This window comes from Cellulomonas pakistanensis, assembly GCF_016862755.1.
Taxonomy (GTDB): Bacteria; Actinomycetota; Actinomycetes; order Actinomycetales; family Cellulomonadaceae; genus Cellulomonas; species Cellulomonas pakistanensis.
In genome coordinates, this window is sequence record NZ_BONO01000020.1 from 46,279 (window position 1) to 68,946 (window position 22,668).

Genomic DNA, 22,668 nt, shown 5'->3' on the forward strand with positions numbered 1-22,668 from the left:
GCGGGGCCCTCGTGCGTGCGGGTCGTGCGCGCCCGCGGTCCTGTCAGGCCGAGGACGCCATGAGGTCGTCCCGGACGACGCGGCGGAGCACCTTGCCGATCTGCGACCGCGGCAGCTCCGTGAGGATCACGAGCTCGCGCGGCACGGCGTACCGGGCCAGGCGCTCGGAGCACCACTCGCGGACCGCGGCGATGTCGACGTGCGCGCCGAGCTCGGTGACGATCGCGGCGACCACCTTCTCGCCGAGGTCGCCGCCCGGCAGCCCCACGACGGCGACGTCGCGCACGCCCGGCATGCCGCGGAGCTTGTCCTCGACCTGGGACGGGTACACCTTGAACCCGCCGGTCACGATCATCTCCTTGATCCGGTCGACCAGGACGACGAACCCGTCGTCGTCCAGCCGGACCACGTCGCCCGTGCGCAGCCAGCCGCCGGGCAGCAGCTGCTCCGCGGTCTCCTCGGGGCGGCCCCAGTAGCCGGAGAACACCTGCGGGCCGCGGATCAGCAGCTCGCCCTGCTCGCCGGGGGCGACGTCGCGGGCCGGGTCCTCCTGGTCGACCACGCGGACGTCGGTGCTCGGGAACGGCAGGCCGAGCGCGCCGGGCCGGCGGTCGGGCGACAGCGGGCTGCCCAGGGCCACGGGGGAGGTCTCGGTCATGCCGTAGCCCTCGATGACGAGGCCGCCGGTGACCCGCTCCCACCGCGCCGCGGTCTCGGGGGACAGCGACATCGCGCCGGAGATGGCGTACCGGAACGACGACAGGTCGGCCTTCGCCGCCTCGGCGGAGGCCGCGAGGCGGTCGAGCATCGGCGGCACCGCGGGCAGGAAGGTGCCGGGGCGGCGGCGCTGGGCCGCGAGCACCTGCTCCGGGTCGAACTTCGGGAACGCCACGAGCGTCGCGCCGACCCGGGTCGCGTAGGTGAGGCACAGCGTGAGGCCGAACGCGTGGAAGAACGGCAGCACGCCGTAGATCGTCTCCGTCCCGGGCTCCGCCTGGGTCCAGGCCTGGCCCTGCACGGCGTTCGCCACGAGGTTCCGGTGCGTGAGCACGGCGGCCTTCGGGGTGCCGGTGGTCCCGCCGGTGTACTGGAGCAGGGCGACGTCGTCCGCCGTGGGCCGCGGCGTGCCGACCGGCAGCGCGGTCGCGTCCGCCACCAGGCGGTGCCACACCGGCGTGCCGGCGGGCAGCGCGGCGCGCAGGGCGGTCCTCGTCCGGCGGGCGGCGGGCAGGGGGAGGCGCAGCGCGAACCGCTTGGCGGCGGGCAGGTCGGCGGAGACGTCGACGGCGACGACCGTGCGGACGGCGGTCCGGTCCTGCGCGGCGAGCGCCGGCGCGACGGCCTTCTCCCAGACGAGCGCGACCGTGGCGCCCGAGTCGGCGAGCTGGTGCGCGAGCTCGTCGGCCGTGTAGGTCGGGTTGTGCTCGACGACGACGGCGCCGAGCCGCAGCGCGGCGTAGAACGCGACGACGTGCGAGGTGCAGTTGGGCAGCACGATCGCGACGCGGTCGCCGGCGCGCACGCCGAGGTCGCGCAGCACGGCCGCGCCGCGGGCGACGGCGCCCGCGAGCTCGCCGTACGTCGTCGTCGCCCCGAGGAAGTCCACCGCGACGCGCTCGGGCCAGGCCGCGGCGGCGCGGTCCAGGGCGGCGGTCAGCGGCTCGTCGGGCACGTCGACGACGGGCGGGACGCCCGGCGCGTAGGAGGAGTGCCACGGTCGCGTGAAGTCGGTCACGAGGTCACCGTAACCTACGGATGCGTAAGTTACGTGAGCGTAGCCTGAGGCAACGGGGGAGATCGCCCGGGTCAGAGGTCCGAGGACCGCGACCCCCACAGGTTGATCCCCGCGTCCACCGCGTGCCGGTCGATCGCGGCCAGCTCCTCGTCGGTGAGCTCCGGGCCGTCGACCGCCGCGAGGTTCTCCCGCAGCTGCTCCGGGGTCCGCGCGCCGAGCGCCACCGACGTCACCCGCGGGTCGCGCAGCACCCAGGCGATCGCGAGCTGGGCGAGCGACTGCCCGCGCGCCTCCGCGACCGCGTTGAGGGCCCGCACCCGGTCCAGGTTCTCGTCGCTGAGGTACTCGGCGCGCAGGGGTCCGCCCCGGGCCGCGCGCGAGTCCTCGGGCACGCCGCCGAGGTACTTCCGGGTGAGCATGCCCTGGGCGAGCGGGGAGAACGCGACGACGCCCAGGCCGGCCTCGCCGGCGACGTCGAGCAGGCTCCGGCCGCCCGCCTCGTCGTCCGGCTGCTCGACCCAGCGGTTCAGCATCGAGTACGACGGCTGGTGCACGGCCAGCCGGAGGCCGAGGCCCTCGGCGACGGCGAGCGCCTCGGCGGTGCGCCGGGCGGAGTACGACGAGATGCCGGCGTGCAGCGCCCGGCCGGAGTCGACGGCCGTCTTGAGCGCGCCGATCGTCTCCTCGAGCGGGGTGCGCGGGTCGAACCGGTGGCTGTAGAACACGTCGACGCGGTCGGTGCCGAGCCGGCGGAGCGACTGGTCGAGCGACGCGAGCAGGTACTTGCGGGAGCCGAACTCGCCGTACGGGCCGGGCCACTGCCGGTAGCCGGCCTTCGTCGCGATCAGCAGCTCGTCGCGGTACGGGGCGAGGTCGGTCGCGAGCAGCCGGCCGACGCTCTCCTCGGCGGCCCCCGGCGGCGGGCCGTAGTTGTTCGCGAGGTCCAGGTGGACCACCCCGGCGTCGACCGCGGCGAGCACGAGCGCGCGCTGGTCGGCGAACGGGGTGGCGTCCCCGAAGTTCTGCCACAGCCCGAGCGTCACCGCGGGCAGGTCCAGGCCGGAGCGGCCGGCGCGGCGCAGGGGGAGTCGGTCGTGGCGGGCGTCGTCGGCGAGGTGCACGGCCCCGACGCTAGCGCGTCGACCCGGCGCCCCGCCGAGCGGCGGCCGTCAGTCGACGACGCGCAGCCGGATCGTCTCCGGGCGGGCCCGCAGCGCCGCGACCACCTCGGGCTCCACCGCGACGGCGTCGGTCACCACGTAGCCGACCTCGCCGCGCGTCGCGAGCAGCTGGCCCTCGATGTTCGCGCCGTGCTCGGCGAGCGTGTTGTTGACCGCCGCCAGCACGCCGGGGACGTTGCGGTGCAGGTAGGTGAGCCGGTGCACGCCGGGGCGGGCCTCGAGCGTGAGGTTCGGCAGGTTGACGCTGAGCATCGTCGTGCCGGTGTTCATGAAGTCGCGCAGCTTGTTCGACACGAACTGGCCGATCGCCTCCTGCGCCTCCTCGGTCGACCCGCCGGTGTGCGGGGTGAGGATGACGTTCGGCAGCCCGCGCAGCTCCGACTCGAACGGGTCGCCCTTGCGCTTCGGCTCCACCGGGAACACGTCGACGGCCGCGCCGGCCACGTGCCCGGCGAGCACCGCGTCCCGCAGCGCCGCGTAGTCGACGACGAACCCGCGCGACAGGTTGAGGAAGATCGCGCCCTCGCGCATGCGGGCGAACTGCTTGGCGCCGAACAGCCCGGCGTTGCCGCTGCGGCCGTCGACGTGCAGCGTCACGATGTCGGCGACGTCGAGCAGCTCGTCCAGCGTCTCCGCGCGGCGCGCGTTGCCCAGCGCCAGCTTCTCCGCGGTGTCGTAGAACACGACCGACATGCCGAGGTTCTCGGCGAGCACCGACAGCTGGGTGCCGATGTTGCCGTAGCCGACGATGCCGAGCGTGCGGCCGCGGACCTCGTGCGCGCCGTCCGCCGACTTGTTCCACACGCCGTCGTGCATGGACCGGTCGAGCACGGTCAGCCGCCGGGTGAGCGCGATGATGTCGGCCAGCGCGATCTCGACCACCGAGCGGGTGTTCGAGAACGGCGCGTTGAACACCGCCACGCCGCGCGAGGCCGCCGCGTGCAGGTCGATCTGGTTCGTGCCGATGCAGTAGGCGCCGATCGCGACCAGGTCGGGCGCGGCGTCGAGGACGGCCTCGGTCACGTTGGTCTTGGACCGGATGCCGAGCAGGTGCACGCCCTGCAGCGCCTCGATCAGCTCCGACTCGTCGAGCGCGCCGGAGCGCGTGACGACCTCGTAGCCGGCCGCCTCCAGGATGGCGCGGGCCTGGGGGTGCAGGTTCTCGAGCAGCAGGGCGCGTAGCACGCGCCTATGGTGCGCCTCCCGGGACCCCGGCTCCAAGCCGGTCCGGGTGGCGGACACCCGCGGGGCGGTGGACCGGGGTGGGACCGCCCGGCCCGGTAGGGCGGTCAGCCCGCGTCCGCCGCGTCCCAGCCGGCGGGCAGCGGCCGGCTGTGCACCACGCGCAGCGCCTGCGTCGGCCGGGTCATCGCGACGTATAGGTCGCCTGCCCCGCCCTTGAGCACGTCGGCCGGCTCGACCAGCACGACCGCGTCGAACTCGAGGCCCTTGCTCTGCGTCGGCGTCATCACGGTCAGCGGCGCGTCCAGGTCGGGCGAGCCCGCGCGGGTGACCCCCGCCTGCGGCAGGGCCTGCGCGAGCGCCGGCACGAGCGCCGGCGGCGCGATGACCGCCACCCGCCCCGCCCCGGACGCGTCGCGGACGGCGTCGAGCGCGGCCTCGGCGTTCCGGGCGACGGCGTCGGGCACCCCGGCGGCGTCGACCTGCTCGGTGCGCAGCGCGTCGTCCACGTCCCGCGCGGAGGTCGTCGGCGTGAGCGGGAGCCCGGCGGCGCGGCCGACCCGCTCGGCGGCGCGGGCCACCGACGCGGGCGTGCGGTAGTTGACCGTCAGCTCGGACATGCGCCAGCCGCCCGCGAGGATGCGGTCGAACGTCGCCGCCCAGCTCCGGGTGCCGGCGGCCGTCGAGGTCTGCGCGACGTCGCCGACGACGGTCAGCGACCGGGTCGGCACGCGGCGCAGCACCATCCGCCAGGCCATGGGGGAGAGCTCCTGCGCCTCGTCGACGACCACGTGCCCGTAGGTCCACGTGCGGTCGGCGGCGGCGCGCTCGGCGGTGGTGAGCGCGGGGCCGGTCGCGGCGAACCGGTCGGCCAGCAGCTCGGCGGACACCAGCCCGGTGCCGGACTGCTCCAGCACCTGCCGGGCGTAGTCGAGCTCCTGCGCGCGCTGCGCGGCGTCCTGCTTCGCCTGGGCCCGGGCGGCCTGGTCGTCCTCGCCGAGCAGCTCGGCGGCCTCGTCGAGCAGCGGGACGTCGGCCTCGGTCCACGGGGCGTCCGCGGCGCGGAGCAGGGCGGCGCGCTCGTGCGCGGACAGCTCCGGGGCGGCGGCGTCGAGGCGGGCCGGCTTCGACAGCAGGGACGAGATCAGGCCCTGGGGGGTGAGCGGCATCCACGCGAGGTTGAGCGCGATCCGGATCTCCCGGGTGGTGCGCAGCTCCTCGAGGATCTCGCCGCGCTCGTCCGGCGCGACCGACCAGCCGAGCTGGCTCACGTACTGCTCCGCGAGCCGGCCGAGCATGTCCCGCACGAACGTCACGCGCGCCTGGTTGTGCGGCCGGTGCCCGCGGCGCGCGTGGTTGATCGCGCCGCGCACGTCGGACGGCTTCACGACGATCCGGTGGCCGTCGATCGTCACGACGGTCGGCTGCTCGGGCGCGCGCTGCCGCTGGCGGACGGCGCGCTCGACGATCTTCCGCCACACCGGGCGGCCCTTGATCTCGGCGACCGCGTCGTCCTCGGTGCCGGTCGCGACGACGCCCGGGAACAGCTCGCCGACGGTCGTCGACACCACGCCCGTCTCGCCGAGGGAGGGCAGCACCTGGTCGATGTAGCGCAGGAACGTGCGGCTGGGGCCGAGCAGCAGCACGCCCGAGCGCTCCAGCACGCGCCGGTGCGCGTAGAGCAGGTACGCGGCGCGGTGCAGCGCGACGGCGGTCTTGCCGGTGCCGGGGCCGCCCTGGACGACCAGCGCGCCCGCGAGGTCGGCGCGGATGATCGCGTCCTGCTCGGCCTGGATGGTCGCGACGATGTCGCCCATCCGCCCGGTGCGCCGTGCGGCCAGCGCCGCGAGCAGCGCGCCCTCGCCGGAGAGGGCGCCGAGCCGGGCGGCGGCCTCCTCGTCGGCGAGCACGTCGAGGTCGATGACCTCGTCCTCCAGGCCGGTGACGCGCCGGCCGCGGGTCACCAGGTGCCGGCGCTGCACGACGCCGTCGGGGTTCGCCGAGGTCGCGCGGTAGAACGACTGCGCCGCGGGCGCGCGCCAGTCCGTGAGGATCGACGCGTGCTCGTCGTCGTTCAGCCCGATGCGGCCGATGTACCGGCGGCCGCCGTCGGACAGGTCGAGCCGGCCGAACGCCAGCCGGTCCTCCACGGCCTCGAGCCGCGCCAGGCGGTCCTCGTAGAGCGTGGCGAACGCGTCGCGCTCGGAGCGGTTCTGCGGGGAGCCCGACGGGCCGACCCGGCGGACCTCCGCCAGCCGGTCGCGGGTGGCCGCCCGCAGCTCGTCCAGCCGCGCGTACAGGCCGTCGACGACCTCCTGCTCGGCCGCCAGCTGCGCCTCGATCCCGGTCACGCGTGCTCCCGTCGGTCGTCCCGTCCTGCGCCGCGCCCGGGCGAGGTCGACGCGCGACCGGCCGGAGCGGCCGTCCATTCTCCTACATCCCGGGCGCGCCGTGTGACGGCCGACCGGGTGGCGGGCGGCGGGGGCGCGACCTGCGCGAAGATCCTCCGCCGACCGGGAAGAGGGGCGGCGCTCGCGGTGTTGTGACCCTCAGGACGCCGCCCCGGTGGGCGGCGCACGGACTGACCCCCAGGGAGGACCCCATGCTGGACCCGAGCGAGATCTACGCCGTCGACCCGGCGGTCGCCGCCGAGGTCGAGGCGCGGACCGCGGGCGGCAGCGGGCCGGTGCTCGTGCACGCCGTGCGCGGCTTCGTGGACGCCGGCGGCGCCGGCCGGCTCTCGGCCGAGCACCTGACCGAGCAGCTCCCGACCGCGCGCCTGGCGACGTTCGACGTCGACCAGCTGCTCGACTACCGGTCGCGCCGCCCCACCGCCACCTTCGAGGGCGACCACTGGGGCGAGTACGAGGAGCCCGAGCTCGCCGTCGACCTGGTGCGCGACACCTCCGGGGTGCCGTTCCTGCTGCTGCACGGCGTCGAGCCGGACGTGCAGTGGGAGCGGTTCGCCGCCGCCGTGCGGCAGATCGTCGAGCGGTTCGACGTCCCGCTGACGGTCGGGCTGCACGGCATCCCGATGGGCATCCCGCACACCCGCCCGCTGTCGGTCACGGCGCACGCCAGCCGGCCCGAGCTGGTCGCGAACTACACGTCGTGGTTCGGGACGGTGCAGGTGCCCGCCTCCGCGGGGACGCTGCTGGAGATCCGGCTCGGCCAGTCCGGGCACGACGCCATGGGCTTCGCGGTGCACGTGCCGCACTACCTGGCGCAGTCGCCGTTCCCGCAGGCGTCGATCACCGGGCTCGAGCACGTGCAGCGCGCCGCCGGCCTGGAGCTCGACCTCGGTGCGCTGACCGAGGCCGCCTCCGAGACGATGCTCGAGGTCGAGCGGCAGGTCGAGGACCAGCCCGAGGTCCAGACCGTCGTGCACGCCCTGGAGCAGCAGTACGACGCGTTCGCCCGGAACATCGGCAGGCCCAGCCTGCTCGCCGAGACCGCGGAGCTGCCGACCGCCGACGAGCTCGGTGCGGAGTTCGAGCGGTTCCTCGCCCAGCAGGGCGACGACGGCAAGGGCTCGGGCCCGGGCTACTGAGCGCCGCCGCACCGCCGAGGGCCCGGCGCCCGGGGGAGACCCGGTGCCGGGCCCTCGGCGTGCGCGGGACGCCGCGCGCCGGTGTGTGACCCGCGACTCGTCGGACCCGCGCGCCGGAGCGGGCAGAATTGCTGTACGTGACATCCGACCGCCGCGCGCTGCTTGTCTGGACGGTCGCGGTCGGCGCGTACGTCGTCGCGATCATGAACCGCTCCTCCCTGGGCGTCGCCACGCTCGAGGTGACGGAGCTGTTCGGCGTCTCCTCGGCGCTGCTGGCGGCGATGGCCGTCGCGCAGCTCGTGGTCTACGCCCTGCTGCAGGTGCCGGTCGGCGTGCTGCTCGACCGGTACGGGCCGCGGGTGCTCGTCGCCACCGGCGCCGCCGGCATGGCGCTCGGTCAGACCGTGCTCGCCCTGGCGCCGTCCGCCGGCTGGGTGCTGGCGGGCCGGGTGCTGGTCGGCGCGGGCGACGCGCTGACGTTCGTGTCCGTCGTCCGGCTGGTGCCCGCGTGGTTCGCCGCGCGCCGGGTGCCCGTGATGACGCAGCTCACCGGCAGCCTCGGCCAGCTCGGCCAGGTGCTGTCCGCGGTCCCGGTCGTCGCGCTCCTGCACGCCGAGGGCTGGCGGACGACCTTCCTGTCGGTCGCGGCCGTCGGCGTGGTGGCCACGATCGCGGTGGTCGCGGTCGTGCGGGACGCCCCGGCCGACGCCGTGGGGCCGGGTGCCGCCGCGGAGCCGGACGTCGCGGCGGGGCTCGGCGCGGGTGCCGCGGTCCCGGCGCCGTGGTGGCGGGCGGGGCTGCTGCGCCGGCGCTGGCGGCCGGCCCGCGCCCGGGCGCCGCGCGAGCCCGGGGCGCTGCGCGCCGTGCTGCGCGACCCCGGCGCGCGCCTCGGGTTCTGGATGCACTTCTCCGGGCAGTTCAGCAACCACGTCGTCGTGCTGCTCTGGGGCTACGCGTTCTTCGTCGAGGGCCAGGGCCGGACGCCCGGCGAGGCGAGCGCGCTGCTGACGCTCAACGTGGTGGCGGCCGTCGTCGCCGGGCCGGTCATCGGCGTCGTCGTCGGGCGCCGCCCGCGCGCGCGGATGCCGATCGCCCTGGGCACGTCGGTGGCGATCGGGCTGGCGTGGCTGTCCGTGACGGTGCCTGCCGCGCCGGTGCCGTTCGCGGTGCTGTGCGTGTTCGTGGTCGTCGTGGCGGTCGGCGGGCCGACGTCGCTCGTGGCGTTCGACGTCGCCCGGTCCTGCACGCCGCCGCAGCGGCTCGGCACGGCGACCGGGTTCGTCAACACCGGCGGGTTCGTCGGGGCGCTCGCGACGATGCTCGTCGTCGGGATCGTGCTGGACGCGGCCTCGGGCGGCGCCACCGGGGCGCGGGACCTGGACGCGTTCCGGTCGGCGTTCGCCTGGGTGGCGGTGCCGTGGGTCCTCGGGGTCGCGGCGATGCTGCTCGGCCGGCGCGGCGCGAGGCGTGCGCACCCCGGGCTCGCGATCTGAGCGGCCGGGGCGCTCGCGGGCGGTCCCGTCGCCGCTCAGAACGCCTCCCGACCGGTCGGTCGGGGTGGTCGTCCTGTGACCGGGTCGTGACCGGATCGTTGTGATCCACGCCGCATCGGGCCGGGAAGAACCGTGGCGTCCAGATGACCTGCGTGAGAGTATCGCCGTGTTGCAGTGACGTACTGACGCTTGACCGGCGCCGGTCGGGCCCCTCCGGGGACGCCCGCGCGGCACCTTCCAGCCATCCGGCTGGTCCACCCGGTGCAGGACGCGGGATAGGCATTGCGGCACGGTCCGGGGAGTTCCCGGCACCGTCACCGGATGGACAGAAGGACAAGAACATGGCACAGGGTGCTGTCAAGTGGTTCAACGCTGAGAAGGGCTACGGCTTCATCGCCCAGGACGGCGGCGGCGCCGACGTCTTCGTGCACTACTCGGCCATCGACTCCTCGGGCTACCGCTCCCTCGAGGAGGGCCAGCGCGTCGAGTTCGAGATCACCCAGGGCCCGAAGGGCCCGCAGGCGGAGCAGGTCCGCCCGCTCTGATCTGACTCCGACCGCCCGCTGCGGGCAGTCCGAGCGACGAGGCCGCATCCCCTCCCGGGGGTGCGGCCTCGTCCGCGTCCGAATGCGGTCCGGCGGTCAGGGGTCGACGGCGGACCCGGGCTCCGGCTCGAGCTCCGGAGCCGCGTCCCGCAGCGGGGCGGCGCGGCCGGCGAACGCGACCAGCTCCTCGCCGACGAGCAGCCGCGCCGGCACGGGCAGCGACCGCAGGTCCCGCGCGAGGCCCGCGTCGTCGAGCAGCGCCGGGTCGTCCGTGGCGACCAGGACGAGGTTGCCGTACCGCCGCCCGCGGAGCACCGCCGGCTCGGCGACGACGCCGACGTGCGCGAACACCGGCGCGAGGGTGGCGGCCTCGGCGCGGGCCAGCGCGAGCGGCGGGCGGTCGGCGCAGTTGGCGAGGTAGAGCCCGCCGGGCCTCAGCACGCGCGCGACGTCCCGGGCGAACTCCTCGGTGGTCACGTGCGGCGGCGTGCGGTCGCCGGCGAACACGTCCCGCAGCACCGCGTCGGCGCTCGCGTCGGCCAGCGTGCCGAGCTCCGCGCGGGCCTCGCCCGCCCGCAGCCGCAGCGCGGGGGAGCGCGGCAGGTCGAACCAGTCGCGCACGAGGGCGACCAGCACCGGGTCCAGGTCGACCGCGATCTGCCGCGCCCCGGGGAACCGCACGTCGGCCCAGCGGGCCATCGCGCAGCCCGCCGCCCCGAGGTGCACCGCGCGGAACGGGCCGTCCGCCGCGGGCAGGTGGTCCAGGACCGCCGCCATCTGCTGCATGTACTCGAAGTCGAGGCGCAGCGGGTCGGCCAGGTCGAGGTGCGAGCTGGGGACGCCGTTGACGAGCAGCGTCACGGCGTCGGGGTCGTCGGGGGAGCGCTGCACCTCCGCGGTGCCGGTCGCGATCGGCACGGGGCCGTCCGGCCAGGGCTGCGCGGCGGCCTGCCCGCGCCCGCCGCGTGTCGGTGGTCGATGGGACTCTGGTGCAGGTCGGCGGCCCCCGGCGGTCTTCTCGGACCGGGTGGATCGGCCGGACCGGCCACGGGACGCCATCGGCCCACCGTACGGGTTGACGCGTTCGAACAGGTGTTCGATACTGGTGCAGTCGAGAGAGGGAGGTGCGCGATGCCGGTCAAGACCCTTCGTGCCCTGCGGAGTGCGGCGCCCGGGCTGTCCGGCCGCACGGCCGAGCTGCTCCAGCGCGCGGACGCGGAGCTCGTCGCCGCGCAGTTCTCGTCCGAGCCGTGGGAGCAGTTCACCCACGCCCACCTGGCCGCGCTGCGCGCCGGCGCCGCGGTCCTGGCGGAGCGCCAGCCGCTGTCCGCCCGCCGCGGCCCGCGCACGGTGTGGGAGCTGCTCGACCGCGTCGCGCCGGAGATGAACCGGTGGTCCGCGTACTTCGCCGCAGGCGCCGGGCTGCGCGCCGCGGTGGACGCCGGGCGGTTCGACGCCGTGTCGGCCGAGCGCGCCGAGCAGGTCCTGTGCCACGCCGAGGACTTCCTCGACCTGGTGCGCGCCGAGCTCGAGGGCGCCGCCGAGCTCGAGGCGGCACGCGCCGGATGAGCCGCGGCCCACGGTCGCAGGACGCGAAGCGCGACTGGGGCACCGAGGAGGACGGGTGCTCGATCCTGCACGTCGACATGGACGCGTTCTTCGCGTCGGTCGAGCTCGCCCGCCGACCGCACCTCCGGGGCAAGCCGGTGATCGTCGGCGGGTCCGAGCGCTCCGTCGTGCTCGCCGCGACCTACGAGGCGCGCGCGTTCGGCGTGCACTCGGCGATGCCGATGGCCGCCGCGCTGCGGATGTGCCCGCAGGCGGTCGTCGTCCCGCCCGACCACGCGGCGTACCAGGAGGTGTCGCGCAGCGTCATGACGGTGCTGCACGACGTCACCTCCATCGTCGAGCAGGTCAGCGTCGACGAGGCCTTCCTCGACGTGAGCGGTGCGCGCCGCCGGCTCGGCAGCCCGACGCGCATCGCCGCGCTCATCCGGGAGCGGGTCCAGGCGCAGCACGGCATCACGTGCTCCGTCGGCATCGCGGCCACCAAGTTCGTCGCGAAGCTCGCCTCCGGGCACGCGAAGCCGGACGGCGTCCTGCTGATCCCGAGGGCCGCGACGGTGGACTTCCTCCGGGTCCTGCCGGTCGGCGCGCTGTGGGGCGTGGGGGAGCGGACCGCCGCGTCGCTCGAGCGCTGGGGCATCCGCACGGTCGCCGAGCTCGCCGACAGCGACGTGACGGTCGTGCAGCGCGCGGTCGGCCGGGTCGCCGGCGCACACCTGCACGACCTCGCGTGGGGGCGGGACCCGCGGCCGGTGACGCCGGGGCGCGAGGAGAAGAGCATCGGCGCGGAGGAGACCTTCGCCGTCGACGTCCGCGACATGCGGGTGGTGGAGAGCAAGGCGCTGGAGCTCGCCGACCGGTGCGCCGGCCGGCTGCGGTCCCAGCGGCTCGTGGCGCGCACCGTGGCCGTGAAGATCCGCACCTCGGACTTCCGGACGCTGAGCCGGTCCCGGACGCTGCCCCAGCCGACCGACGTCGGACGGGAGCTCTATCTGACCGCCCGGGACCTCCTCGCGGCCGCGGACCTCGGCGGGCTGCCTGTGCGGCTCGTGGGCGTGCGCGCGGAGGGGCTGAGGCCGGCGGCGGAGGTGATCCGGCAGCCGACGCTCGACGAGGCGGTCGCCGACAACCCGGGCGCCCGCCGCGACGCCGAGCGGGCGATGGACCTGGTGCGTGCGCGGTTCGGGCGGTCGGCGATCGGCGCCGGGACGCCCGCCGTCGGGCGCTCGGCGCGGGAGGTGTCGGCAGGGTCACCCGGTCCGGGCGAGCGCCCGACTACCGAGTTCGCCGACGGCCCTCTATCCTGAGGTGAAGAGAGTCCCGACGGCGGAGCACGGGGGTTGGAATGCCTCTCTCCGAGTACGAACAACGTGTACTGGAGCAGATGGAGCGTCAGCTCACGTCTGATGATCCCCGGCTCGCGAACACGCTGACATCGCGTGGGCGGAAGCCGGTCCTGCGGTACGTCCTGGGCGGCATCGGTGCCGTCGTGGGGCTGTTGCTGCTGGTGGTGGGCGCTGCGGCGTCCGAGGTGTGGCTCGGGGTTCTGGGCTTCGTCGTCATGTTCGCCTCCGTCGCGATCGCGTTCACGCGGCCGCGTCGCGGTGGCGGGCCGGTCGGCGTCGTCCGTCCCGACGGGAGCACCGCGCCGCGTCCCGCGGCCACCGCCCCGAAGAGCAAGCGGGGCTTCATGTCCCGCATGGAGGACCGCTGGGACAAGCGGCGCGACCAGGGTCGCTGACCCGGACGTCGACCGTCTGACCCCGCGGCGCCGCCGCGACCGGGCCCGCCTCACGGAGGCGGGCCCGCGCACGTCGGCGCCGTGCCGCGGCCGCGGGGGTGGGCCCACGCGCGTCGGCGCCGTGCCGCGGTCGCGCGGGTGGGCCTGCGCGCGTCGGCGCCGTGCCGCGGCCGCGGGGGTGGGCCTGCGCGCGTCGGTGCCGTGACGCGGTCACGTGGGTGGGCGTGCGCGCGTCGGTGCCGTGACGCGGTCGCGCGGGTAGGCCCTCGCTGGAGGGGTGGCGACTCGCGGCGTGCCGCCGACGCGACTCGCGGCGTGCGCCGATGCCACCGCCCGGGCCTCCGCCGAGGTAGGACCTGCGCGCCGAGATAGGACTGCGTCCGGCCCTACCTCGGCCGCGCGGTCCTACCTCGGCGGCATGGTCCGCGTGGGGGAGCGGAGCTCCGCGCGCCGGGTGCGCGGGCACCGCACCGCCCGCCGTGCCCCGCGCCCAGCGACCGGCCGGCGTCCAGCCGGGGTCAGGCCTCCGTCGGGAGCGGCCCCGCTGCCGCGTCGGGGCCGGCGCCGCGCCCGCCCGCCGCGCCGCGCCCGCCCGCCGCGCCACGCCCGCCCGCCGTGCCGCGCCCGCCCGCCGCGCCGCGGGCGTCGCCCGGCGCGCGCGTGCTGACGTCCGTCAGCACCGCCGCCACCCAGCCCTGGAGCTCTGCCGGGTCGTACGCCTCGGGGTCGGGCGCGTAGCGCTCGCGCTCGAGCGCGGTGGCCAGCGCGACCAGCGCCGCGTCGGCGTCCCGGCCCAGGGGCCGGCCTCGCCGCTCGACGACCTGCGACCGCACGGCCGCGACGGCCTGCCGCGGGGTGTGCGCGTCGGACCACGTCACCCCGGCGCGCCGGAGCCGGTCGCGCAGCCGGTCCCAGGCGACCTCGGGGGCGAGCCGGTCGGGCGCGCGCCGGCGGCGGCGCAGCACGAACCAGGCCGCGGCCGCGGCGGCGACGAGCAGCGCGCCCACGGCGATGAGCGGTCCCCGGTTCCGCGGGTCGCCGACGACGCCGGGCAGCCCGCCCTGGGAGTCGGGCGCCGGCGCCGTCGTGGGGGCGGTGCTCGGGTTGCTGGTGACCTGCGGCGCGCTCGTCGTGGGCGCGGTGGTCGGCGTGGCCGCGTTGAACGGGTTGCTCCACGAGGGCGGCGGGCCGGTCTGCACGGCGGGGGTCGGCTCGAACCGGACCCAGCCGGTGCCGGGGAAGTACAGCTCGGGCCAGGCGTGCGCGTCGGCGCCGGTGACCCGGTAGGTGCGGTCGGTGCCGAGCTCGCCGGGGAGGAAGCCGACGCCGAGCCGGGCGGGGATGCCGAGGGTGCGCGCGAGCACGGTCATCGACGTCGCGAACTGCACGCAGTACCCGCGGCGGCTCTCCAGGAAGTCCCACACGGCGTCGTCGCTGTCGCCGGAGTCGACGGAGGTGTCGTACCGGAACTGCGTGCCGTCGCGGAAGTACGTCTGCAGCGCGAGCGCCTGGTCGTACGCCGTGGTGGCGCCGGCGGTGATCTCGGCCGCGAGCGCGCGCAGGTCGTCGGTGTGGTCGGTCTCGGGGACGTCGAGGTAGGCCTGGGCCTCCTCGGGGACGTCGCCGGCGCTCGCCCGCAGCAGGTCGGGCGCGAGCTCGGGCACCTCGACCACCATCTCGTACTCGCCGCCGGGGTCGGTGCGGTTCCGGCTGACGACCTCGTCGCGCACGGCGTCGTACGTCCACGGGCCGTCGATCGCGACGGTGCGCGGGAACGTGCTGATCGGCAGGCGCTGCTCGCGCAGGGCGCCGACCCGGACGTCGACGGCGGTGAGCGTGCCGCGGGCGGGGTCGGGCTCGGCGCCGACCAGCGCGGGGTCGGACGCGAGCAGACGCTGCGGGTCCCACTCGGCGAGGTCCTCGCCGGGCTCGCGCTGCCAGGAGCGCCCGTCGAAGTCGCGCAGCGTGAACGACCGCAGCGGCCCGACCAGCCCGGCGGTCGCGGCGGGGCCCTCCGCGTCGTCGTCGAGCCGGTCGACGGTGTAGGTCAGCACGACCTGCGAGGACTGGTCGCGGAGGCTGTCGCGGAGGTCCAGGTCGTCCGCGAGCCGCACGGGCCCGACGGCGCCGGTGCCGACGTCCGGCAGGTCGACCCAGGACCAGGCGGGGACGGCGGCGACGACCGGGCCGGCGGCGAGGGTGACGGCGACGAGCCCGGCGGCCCCCGCGAGGACGACGCCGGCGCGCCGCCGCGAGCGGTCCCGCGCCACGGGCGGCTGCGCGAGCGCGAGCAGCAGGAGGTAGCAGAAGCCGGTCGCGGCCAGCGCCCAGGTGCTCCCGGGGAAGCCCAGCACGACGGCGGGCGTCCACACGGCGACATACGCGATGCCGGTGAGCGCGGGCATGCCGCAGCCGACCGCGAGCAGGTCGGCCGCCAGGAACACCAGCACGGCGGCGGCGACCAGGATCATCTCGACCGGCGGCCACACCGCCATCGGCACCACCGAGGTCTCGATGAGCTGCGCCGCCTGCTGCACGAGCGTCCCGGCGTGCTCGACCGTGCCGGGGCCCACGACCAGCGGGTTGCCGCCGGGGGGCGTGGCGTACCAGGCGAGCAGGGCGTAGGCGGAGACGACCAGCCCGACGGCCGACGGCAGCCAGGTCGACCGGGTGAGGCTGCGGGTGCCGCCGACGACCAGCGCCGCGCCGGCGACGGCGAGCACGGCGTGCAGGGCCCACGCCCCGCCGGCGAGCAGGCCGGACAGCGCGCCGAGCGCGGTGCACGTCGCCACGGCGGTCAGCGCGGTGGCCGCGGGGGAGCGCCAGCCGCGGCGCAGGGCCGCGCCGCCGCTCACGCCGCGCCGCCCGTCAGGCGCCACCACGTCGTCGCGAGGTCGGCGCCGGGTGCGGCCTGCACGACGCGCCACCCGGCGCGCCGGAGCTGCCGCGCGGTGGCGCCGGCGTGCTCGTCGCCGTCGGCGCCGCGGACCAGCGCCCAGGACGGCCGGGTCTGGCTGACCCCGGCGAGCGCGGCGCGCCCGGCCGGCCCCTGCGGCCCGAGCACGGCGATGACGAGGCCCGAGCCGCCGTCCGCCTCGTCGAGCCGGCGGATCTCCGCGAGCAGCGCGGCCTCCGCCGCGGCGGGGTCGGGCCGGCCCGCGAGGTCGACGGTCGCGTCGAGGAGCTGCTGGCGGCCGGGGGCCTCGAGCCGGGCGCCGCGCGGGTCGTCCGCCGCGGTGCCGGTGAGCAGGTGCGTGGGGTGGCCGGCGGCGTGCGTGGCGATGGCGACCGACGCGGCGAGCGAGATCGACCACTCGAGGTCGGCGCCGGGGGCCGGCTGGTCGAGCAGCACGGTGACGGGGCGCATGCCGGCGCGCTCGTCGGAGCGCACGACCAGCTCGCCGCGGCGCGCGCTGCTCGGCCAGTGCACGCGGCGCAGGTCGTCGCCGACGCGGTAGTCGCGCAGCGCGGCGTCGTCCGGCGCGGGGGACCGGGCGCCGACGACCGACCGCTCCGGCTCCGCGACGAGCAGCTCGCGCGGGACGGGCAGGTCGACGACGGTCGGCCAGACCGTGACGGTCTCGCGCTCGCCCAGGGTGGCGCGGACCCGGGCGACGCCGAACGGGTCGGTGCGGGTGACGACGAGAGGGCCGAGCGCCCACCGGCCGCGCCGGGTGGCCTGCACGGGGTAGCGGAGGCGCACCGCGCGCGGCTCCCGGGCGACGGTCGCGCGCAGCGGCCGGCCGCCGGACAGCTCGACCGCCGCCTGCTCCCGCAGCTGCAGGTCGGTCAGCCGCGCGCGGGCGGCCCCCCGGGCGAGGCGGACCTCGACCTGCACGTCGGCGGTGCGGCCGACGTGCACGGGGTCGGGGTGCACGGTGCGCCGCGTGCGCAGACCCTGCCCGCGGCCCGGGTCGACCATGCCGACCGCGAGCATCCCGAGCACGACCAGCAGGACCGGCAGGGTGCCGATGGTCAGCAGGTCGGTGGACCCGAACGCGGTCCCGGTCGCGCCCACGGCGAGGCCGAGGACCAGCAGGCCCACGCCGCGGCGGGTCGGGCGCAGGCGCATCAGCCCGCCGCGGTCCGGTCGCGGACCGCGGTCCGCGCGGGTGCGGGCACCGCGACGCGGGCGACCAGGTCGCCGATCACGTCCAGGCCGGTGCGGCCGGACAGGCGGGACTCGGCGCTGAGGATGACGCGGTGCGCGAGCACGGGCTCGGCCAGCCGCTGCACGTCGTCGGGGAGCACGTGGTCCCGGCCGTCCACGGCCGCCAGGCCCTTGGCGGCCCGCAGCAGCTGGATCGCGGCGCGCGGCGAGGCGCCGAGCCGGAGCGCGGCGTCGTCGCGGGTGCCGGCCACGAGGTCGACGACGTACTGCTTCACCGCGGGCGACGCGTACAGGTGCCGCGTCGTCTCGATCAGGCGGGACACCTGGGCCGCGTCGGTCACGGCGGACACGTGCGCGAGCGGGTCGGAGGTCTCCTGGGTGTCGAGCATGGCGAGCTCGGCCTCGGCGCTCGGGTACCCGACGGTCAGCCGCGCCATGAACCGGTCGCGCTGCGCCTCGGGCAGCGGGTAGGTGCCCTCCATCTCGACCGGGTTCTGGGTCGCGACGACGAGGAACGGCCGCGGCAGCGGGTACGAGGTGCCGTCGACGGTGACCTGCGCCTCCTGCATGGACTCCAGCAGCGCCGCCTGCGTCTTGGGGGACGCGCGGTTGATCTCGTCGCCGATCACGATGTTCGAGAACACCGGACCCTCGCGGAACTCGAACTCCTGGGTCGCGGCGCGGTAGATCGTCACGCCGGTCAGGTCGCTCGGCAGCAGGTCGGGCGTGAACTGCACGCGGCCGACGGTGCAGTCGATGGTGCGGGCGAGCGCCTTGGCCAGCGTCGTCTTGCCGACGCCGGGGACGTCCTCGAGCAGCAGGTGGCCCTCGGCGAGCAGCACGGCGACGGCGGTCCGGACCAGCTCGGGGCGGCCGGTGACGACGCGGTCGATGCTCGCGCGCATCCGGTCCGTCACGGTGATGAGCTCGTCCATCTCGGACGCGCCGGGCACTGCTACGGGCATCGGGGGTCCCCTCGGTCGACTGGGGGAAGCCTAAGCGGCCGTCGGGGCGTCCGGGAGGTGAACCCGCACCCCGTCTCCCCACATCCCCCCACCCTGCGGCCACCGCCCTCCTCCACTTCGCTCCCCGGGCCGCCGGGCGCACCGCCGCCTGCGGCACCCGGATGGGCGCTGACCTGCGAGGACGCCGCCGGTCGCGCCGGGAGGGAGGGGCGGCGCGGGGCCGGCAGGCGCCCGGTGCGCCTCGCCGGGCCCGCCAAACCCTCCACACCGCTCCACCGGCGCTGACCTGCGGGGACGCCTCAGCTTCACCCGTCCGCCGCCGATTCATCCGGCGTAGGTGGAGTGAAGTGGAGTACCGTGGAGCCATCGGGTGCCGAGGGGTGCCCGTGCGCGCGGTCCGGGGGAGGTGGGACGACGTGGGGTTCGAGCAGGCACTCGCCGGGCTCGGCGCTTCCGTGCCCTTCCTCGGGACCCACACGCCGAAGCTCGACGAGAAGGGGCGGCTGATCCTCCCGGCGAAGTTCCGCCCCCAGCTCGCCCAGGGCCTGGTCATGACCCGGGGCCAGGACCGCTGCCTGTTCCTGCTGCCGCTCGACGAGTTCGCGCGGATGCACGACAAGCTGCGCCAGGCCCCCGTGACCAGCAAGCAGGCCCGCGACTACCTCCGCGTGTTCCTGTCCGGCGCCTCGGACGAGACACCGGACAAGCAGGGACGCATCTCGATCCCCCCGATGCTGCGTGCCTACGCGGGTCTCGACCGGGACGTCGCCGTGATCGGCGCCGGCACCCGGGTGGAGATCTGGGACCTGCAGGCCTGGGAGACGTACCTGGCCGAGCAGGAGGCCGGCTACGCCGAGACGGCCGAGGAGGTCTTCCCCGGCGCCTTCTGACCCGCACCCACGACCCGCACCACGCACGACCCGCACCACGCACGACCCGCTCCACGCACCACCCGGAGCACGGACCGAGCACCAGCACCACCGCCCGGCGAGACCTCCCCCCGGCAGCTCTGACGCACTTCCCCGGCGTCAGAGGGCCGGTGGGGGATCTGGTCGGACGGCGGAGGGGCCGCCCGACCACCACCGTGCCGGAGCACCAGCCGCACCACCCGCACCACCCGCACCACTCCACCCCACCCCGCACCGCCCTGCAGCACCCGGAAGGAGGCCCGCCATGGCCGAGCGCGACGCCGCGTCCCGCCACCTGCCGGTCCTCCTGCAGCGCTGCGTCGACCTGCTGGCCCCGGCGCTGGCGGAGCCCGGCTCCGTGATGATCGACGCCACGCTCGGCATGGGCGGCCACACCGAGGGCGTGCTCGAGGCGCTGCCGCACGTGCGGGTCGTCGGGATCGACCGGGACCCGGAGGCGCTGCGCCTGGCGTCGGCGCGGCTGGCCCGGTTCGGCGACCGGTTCACCCCGGTGCACGCCGTGTACGACGAGATCCCCGAGGTGCTCGAGCGCCTCGACCTGCCGGGCGTGCAGGGCGTGCTCATGGACCTGGGCGTGTCCTCGCTGCAGCTGGACGAGGCCGGGCGCGGGTTCGCCTACGCGCAGGACGCGCCGCTGGACATGCGGATGGACCCGACCCGCGGCCGGACCGCCGCCGAGGTGCTCAACACCTACGACGAGGCCGACCTGGCCCGCGTGCTGCGCGAGTACGGCGAGGAGCGGTTCGCCGGCCGGATCGCGCGCCGCATCGTGCAGGCCCGCGAGAAGGCCCCGCTGGAGCGGACGTCCGAGCTGGTCGACCTGGTCCGCGCGGGCATCCCCGCGGCGGCGCGGCAGACCGGCGGCAACCCGGCCAAGCGCACGTTCCAGGCGCTGCGCATCGAGGTGAACGACGAGCTCGCCGTGCTGGCCCGCGCGGTCCCTGCGGCGGTCGAGGCGCTGGTCGTCGGCGGCCGGATCGTCGTCGAGTCGTACCAGTCGCTCGAGGACCGCCTCGTGAAGCGGGCGTTCGCCGCCGGCGCCGAGATCAGCGCGCCGCCCGGGCTGCCCGTGGTCCCGGAGACGCACGCGCCGTTCCTGCGCCTGCTCACCCGCGGCGCCGAGGAGGCCGACGCGGCCGAGCTCGCTCGCAACCCCCGCTCGCAGTCGGTGCGCCTGCGGGCCGCCGAGCGGCTGCGCCCGACCCCGGAGCACCTGCGTCCGGGGCGCGGCGACGCCGGCAGTACCGGCGGTCCGGGCGGCCGCCGCCCCGACCGCACCCGCGCACCCCGCGCGCCCCGCAGCCCGAACGGACCGAGGAGAACCGCATGAGCGCCGAGCAGGCCGTCCGCGCACCGCGCGTCCGCCCCCGCCCGTCCGCCGAGCCGCAGTCCGCCCCGGAGCGGCCGCGGCTGCGCCTGGTCCGTCCGCCGGCCCAGGCGCGCACGCACGTGCCGTTCGTGGTGACGTGCATGGCGATCCTCGCCGGGGCGCTGATCGCGGCGCTGCTGCTCAACACCCAGCTCGCCGCCGGCTCGTACGAGCAGCGCTCGATGGACGTCCGGCTCGCCGAGCTGGCGCGGTCCGAGCAGGCGCTGTCCGCCGAGCTGGACGCCAACAAGGCGCCGGCGAACCTCGCGGCGCGCGCCGCGGCCCAGGGCATGGTGCCCGCCGGGTCGACCGGCTGGCTCCAGCTCTCCGACGGCACGGTCCGGGGCGACGCGGCGGCCGGGCAGTGACGACGCCGACGACCCGCACCCCCGCTCGCCGCACCTCCGCGCCCGCGCGCCCCGTGCGCGGGCGCTCCGGCGCGCGCCCGGGCGGCGGGCTGCCGACCCAGCGCGGACCGCGCGGACCCTGGGCCCCCCGCCCGGGCGGCCCGAGCGTCGTGATGCTGAACCGGCGCCGGGCGGTGCTGGTCGTGACGATCGCGCTGCTGCTCACCGTGTTCTCGGGGCGGCTGATCTGGCTGCAGGGCGTAGGCGGCGACGCGATCGCCGCCGAGGCGCTGCAGAGCCGGCTGACGCACGCGCAGCTGGTCGCGGCGCGCGGCACGATCACCGACAGCGAGGGCGAGGTCCTCGCCACGTCGGTGGACCGGTACGACGTCGTCGCGAACCAGCAGCTGATCAAGACGTGGTCGACGACCGAGGACGGCGAGACGTACTCGGGAGCGGCGGGTGCCGCGCAGCTCATGGCGCCGATCCTCGGCGTGAACGCCGCGGAGCTGGGCGCCAAGCTCGACGGCGACTCCGGCTACAAGTACGTCGCCAAGAACGTGCTGCCGGAGGTGTGGCAGGCGATCCGCGAGCTGCGGATCAACGGCATCACCTCGGAGCAGGTCGCCGAGCGCGTCTACCCGAACGGCAACCTGGCGGGCAACCTGCTCGGCTGGGTGAACAGCGAGGGCGTGGGCGCGCAGGGGCTCGAGTCGACGCTGGAGGACGACCTCGCGGGCACGCCCGGTAGGACGACCTACGAGCGCGGCGCCGGCGGGCAGCTCATCCCCGGCGGGTTCGAGGAGTCGACGGCCGCCACCGACGGCCGCAGCGTGCAGCTGACGATCAACTCCGACATCCAGTGGAAGGCGCAGCAGGCGATCGAGCAGCAGGTCGCCGCGACCGGCTCGGCCTCCGGCACGATCGTCATGACGTCGGTGAAGACCGGCGAGGTGCTCGCGATGGCGGAGTCGCGCACCGTCGACCCCAACGACCCCGGCGCCGACAGCACCCTGTGGGGCGGCTCCAGCGCGGTGTCGGACGTGTTCGAGCCCGGCTCGACGGCGAAGATCATCACGATGGCCGCGGCGATCGAGACCGGTATCACCGACCCGCTCCAGCAGTTCGAGGTCCCGTACAACTACACGACCGCGAACGGCCAGACCTTCAAGGACTCGCACGAGCACTCGGGTCAGCGGCTCACCACGACCGGGATCCTCGCCGAGTCGTCGAACACCGGCACCGTGATGATCGGGCAGAACCTGCCCGAGCAGGTGCGGCACGACTACCTGGCGAAGTTCGGCTTCGGCCAGAAGACCGGCATCGAGCTGCCCGCCGAGCAGGCAGGCCGGCTGTGGGACGTCGACCGGTGGGACGGCCGCACGAAGTACGCGGTCCTCTTCGGCCAGGGCCTGTCGGTGACCGCGCTGCAGGCGACCGACGTCTTCGCGACGATCGCCAACGGCGGCGTCCGGGTCACCCCGCACCTGGTCAAGGGCTGGACGGAGCCGGACGGCACGTTCACCCCGGCCGAACCCGCCGCCACGACCCAGGTCGTGTCCCCGGAGACGGCGCAGACCGTGCTCACGATGATGGAGAGCGCCGTCGACGAGGGCACCGGCTCCTCGGCGGCCATCCCGGGCTACCGCGTCGCCGGCAAGACCGGTACGGCTCAGGCGTGGGCCATGGACGGCACGCAGGGCATCACGGCGTCGTTCATCGGCGTCGCGCCGGCGGACGACCCGGAGATCGCCGTCAGCGTCGTGCTGCACAACCCGACCACGTCCGAGTGGGGCGGCGTCGTCGCGGCGCCGGTGTTCTCGGACGTGGCGGGGTACGCGCTCACCGAGCTCGGCATCGCGCCCAGCGGCACGGCGCCGCAGCTGTTCCCGACCGAGTGGTGACACCCGTGCGCACCACCGGCCCCGTCCTGCCCACGACCGCCCGCGCGGGG

Annotated in this window: 18 protein-coding genes; 10 read left to right on the forward strand and 8 right to left on the reverse strand. The window is 76.3% G+C overall.

The window, feature by feature from the left end:
* Positions 1-43: 43 nt before the first annotated feature.
* The 4 genes from Cpa01nite_RS13200 to Cpa01nite_RS13215 all read right to left on the reverse strand — a co-directional run bounded on the left by Cpa01nite_RS13200 (position 44) and on the right by Cpa01nite_RS13215 (position 6,449).
* Positions 44-1,735 (reverse strand): AMP-binding protein, encoded by a 1,692-nt coding sequence (locus tag Cpa01nite_RS13200; protein WP_203669216.1) that lies wholly within the window; start codon positions 1,733-1,735, stop codon positions 44-46.
* A 71-nt stretch (positions 1,736-1,806) separates the two neighbouring features.
* Complete coding sequence (locus Cpa01nite_RS13205; protein WP_203669217.1) at positions 1,807-2,856, reverse strand: aldo/keto reductase; 1,050 nt, start codon at positions 2,854-2,856, stop codon at positions 1,807-1,809.
* Positions 2,857-2,904: 48 nt separating this feature from the next.
* A complete protein-coding gene (gene serA / locus Cpa01nite_RS13210; protein ID WP_203669218.1) occupies positions 2,905-4,101 on the reverse strand; it encodes a phosphoglycerate dehydrogenase in 1,197 nt (398 codons plus the stop codon).
* 104 nt (positions 4,102-4,205) lie between these two features.
* On the reverse strand, positions 4,206-6,449 hold the full coding sequence (locus Cpa01nite_RS13215; RefSeq protein ID WP_203669219.1) for a HelD family protein: 2,244 nt from the start codon (positions 6,447-6,449) through the stop codon (positions 4,206-4,208).
* A 251-nt stretch (positions 6,450-6,700) separates the two neighbouring features.
* Between Cpa01nite_RS13215 and Cpa01nite_RS13220 the strand changes: the two genes are divergently transcribed.
* From Cpa01nite_RS13220 to Cpa01nite_RS13230, 3 genes are all read left to right on the forward strand, one after another.
* Complete coding sequence (locus Cpa01nite_RS13220; protein WP_203669220.1) at positions 6,701-7,648, forward strand: proteasome assembly chaperone family protein; 948 nt, start codon at positions 6,701-6,703, stop codon at positions 7,646-7,648.
* Between the two features lie 137 nt (positions 7,649-7,785).
* On the forward strand, positions 7,786-9,141 hold the full coding sequence (locus Cpa01nite_RS13225) for an MFS transporter (protein WP_203669221.1): 1,356 nt from the start codon (positions 7,786-7,788) through the stop codon (positions 9,139-9,141).
* A gap of 341 nt (positions 9,142-9,482) precedes the next feature.
* Complete coding sequence (locus Cpa01nite_RS13230) at positions 9,483-9,686, forward strand: cold-shock protein (RefSeq protein WP_154731012.1); 204 nt, start codon at positions 9,483-9,485, stop codon at positions 9,684-9,686.
* 96 nt (positions 9,687-9,782) lie between these two features.
* On the opposite strand, the gene Cpa01nite_RS13235 is transcribed toward Cpa01nite_RS13230, so the two are convergent.
* Entirely contained in the window at positions 9,783-10,604 is an 822-nt protein-coding gene (locus Cpa01nite_RS13235; RefSeq protein ID WP_239068764.1) for a spermidine synthase, read from the reverse strand.
* Between the two features lie 213 nt (positions 10,605-10,817).
* On the opposite strand from Cpa01nite_RS13235, the gene Cpa01nite_RS13240 reads away from it, so the two are divergent.
* Genes Cpa01nite_RS13240 through Cpa01nite_RS13250 form a run of 3 tightly spaced genes read left to right on the forward strand, consistent with a single transcriptional unit; the run spans position 10,818 to position 12,993 of the window.
* Positions 10,818-11,255 (forward strand): SAV_6107 family HEPN domain-containing protein, encoded by a 438-nt coding sequence (locus tag Cpa01nite_RS13240; protein ID WP_203669223.1) that lies wholly within the window; start codon positions 10,818-10,820, stop codon positions 11,253-11,255.
* On the forward strand, positions 11,252-12,559 hold the full coding sequence (gene dinB / locus Cpa01nite_RS13245; RefSeq protein WP_203669224.1) for a DNA polymerase IV: 1,308 nt from the start codon (positions 11,252-11,254) through the stop codon (positions 12,557-12,559). The genes Cpa01nite_RS13240 and dinB overlap by 4 nt, the downstream gene beginning before the upstream one ends.
* A 38-nt stretch (positions 12,560-12,597) precedes the next feature.
* Positions 12,598-12,993 carry an SCO2097 family morphological protein gene (locus Cpa01nite_RS13250; RefSeq protein WP_203669225.1) on the forward strand — a complete coding sequence of 132 codons (396 nt, stop codon included), beginning with the start codon at positions 12,598-12,600 and terminating at the stop codon, positions 12,991-12,993.
* 518 nt (positions 12,994-13,511) lie between these two features.
* Here Cpa01nite_RS13250 and Cpa01nite_RS13255 read toward each other — a convergent pair.
* From Cpa01nite_RS13255 to Cpa01nite_RS13265, 3 genes are read right to left on the reverse strand one after another with little or no spacing between them, the layout of a single operon-like run.
* Entirely contained in the window at positions 13,512-15,848 is a 2,337-nt protein-coding gene (locus tag Cpa01nite_RS13255; RefSeq protein WP_203669226.1) for a transglutaminase TgpA family protein, read from the reverse strand.
* On the reverse strand, positions 15,845-17,065 hold the full coding sequence (locus tag Cpa01nite_RS13260) for a DUF58 domain-containing protein (protein WP_203669227.1): 1,221 nt from the start codon (positions 17,063-17,065) through the stop codon (positions 15,845-15,847). Before Cpa01nite_RS13260 ends, Cpa01nite_RS13255 begins: the two co-directional genes overlap by 4 nt.
* On the reverse strand, positions 17,065-18,069 hold the full coding sequence (locus Cpa01nite_RS13265) for an AAA family ATPase (RefSeq protein ID WP_203669228.1): 1,005 nt from the start codon (positions 18,067-18,069) through the stop codon (positions 17,065-17,067). Before Cpa01nite_RS13265 ends, Cpa01nite_RS13260 begins: the two co-directional genes overlap by 1 nt.
* Positions 18,070-18,524: 455 nt before the next feature.
* On the opposite strand from Cpa01nite_RS13265, the gene mraZ reads away from it, so the two are divergent.
* The 4 genes from mraZ to Cpa01nite_RS13285 all read left to right on the forward strand — a co-directional run bounded on the left by mraZ (position 18,525) and on the right by Cpa01nite_RS13285 (position 22,618).
* Entirely contained in the window at positions 18,525-18,959 is a 435-nt protein-coding gene (mraZ, locus tag Cpa01nite_RS13270) for a division/cell wall cluster transcriptional repressor MraZ (protein WP_203669252.1), read from the forward strand.
* A gap of 283 nt (positions 18,960-19,242) precedes the next feature.
* Positions 19,243-20,328, forward strand: a complete 1,086-nt coding sequence (gene rsmH, locus Cpa01nite_RS13275) for a 16S rRNA (cytosine(1402)-N(4))-methyltransferase RsmH (RefSeq protein ID WP_203669229.1) — start codon at positions 19,243-19,245, stop codon at positions 20,326-20,328.
* Complete coding sequence (gene ftsL, locus Cpa01nite_RS13280; RefSeq protein ID WP_203669230.1) at positions 20,325-20,735, forward strand: cell division protein FtsL; 411 nt, start codon at positions 20,325-20,327, stop codon at positions 20,733-20,735. The genes rsmH and ftsL overlap by 4 nt, the downstream gene beginning before the upstream one ends.
* A 152-nt stretch (positions 20,736-20,887) precedes the next feature.
* Positions 20,888-22,618 (forward strand): peptidoglycan D,D-transpeptidase FtsI family protein, encoded by a 1,731-nt coding sequence (locus Cpa01nite_RS13285; RefSeq protein WP_203669231.1) that lies wholly within the window; start codon positions 20,888-20,890, stop codon positions 22,616-22,618.
* Positions 22,619-22,668 lie beyond the last annotated feature (50 nt).

Coding starts and splice junctions, on each gene's coding strand:
- dinB (WP_203669224.1), top strand. CDS start 11,252: ATGAGCCGCGGCCCACGGTCGCAGGACGCGAAGCGCGACTGGGGCACC.
- Cpa01nite_RS13220 (WP_203669220.1), top strand. CDS start 6,701: ATGCTGGACCCGAGCGAGATCTACGCCGTCGACCCGGCGGTCGCCGCC.
- ftsL (WP_203669230.1), top strand. CDS start 20,325: ATGAGCGCCGAGCAGGCCGTCCGCGCACCGCGCGTCCGCCCCCGCCCG.
- Cpa01nite_RS13230 (WP_154731012.1), top strand. CDS start 9,483: ATGGCACAGGGTGCTGTCAAGTGGTTCAACGCTGAGAAGGGCTACGGC.
- Cpa01nite_RS13240 (WP_203669223.1), top strand. CDS start 10,818: ATGCCGGTCAAGACCCTTCGTGCCCTGCGGAGTGCGGCGCCCGGGCTG.
- Cpa01nite_RS13250 (WP_203669225.1), top strand. CDS start 12,598: ATGCCTCTCTCCGAGTACGAACAACGTGTACTGGAGCAGATGGAGCGT.
- Cpa01nite_RS13265 (WP_203669228.1), bottom strand. CDS start 18,069: ATGCCCGTAGCAGTGCCCGGCGCGTCCGAGATGGACGAGCTCATCACC.
- Cpa01nite_RS13260 (WP_203669227.1), bottom strand. CDS start 17,065: ATGCGCCTGCGCCCGACCCGCCGCGGCGTGGGCCTGCTGGTCCTCGGC.
- rsmH (WP_203669229.1), top strand. CDS start 19,243: ATGGCCGAGCGCGACGCCGCGTCCCGCCACCTGCCGGTCCTCCTGCAG.
- Cpa01nite_RS13285 (WP_203669231.1), top strand. CDS start 20,888: ATGCTGAACCGGCGCCGGGCGGTGCTGGTCGTGACGATCGCGCTGCTG.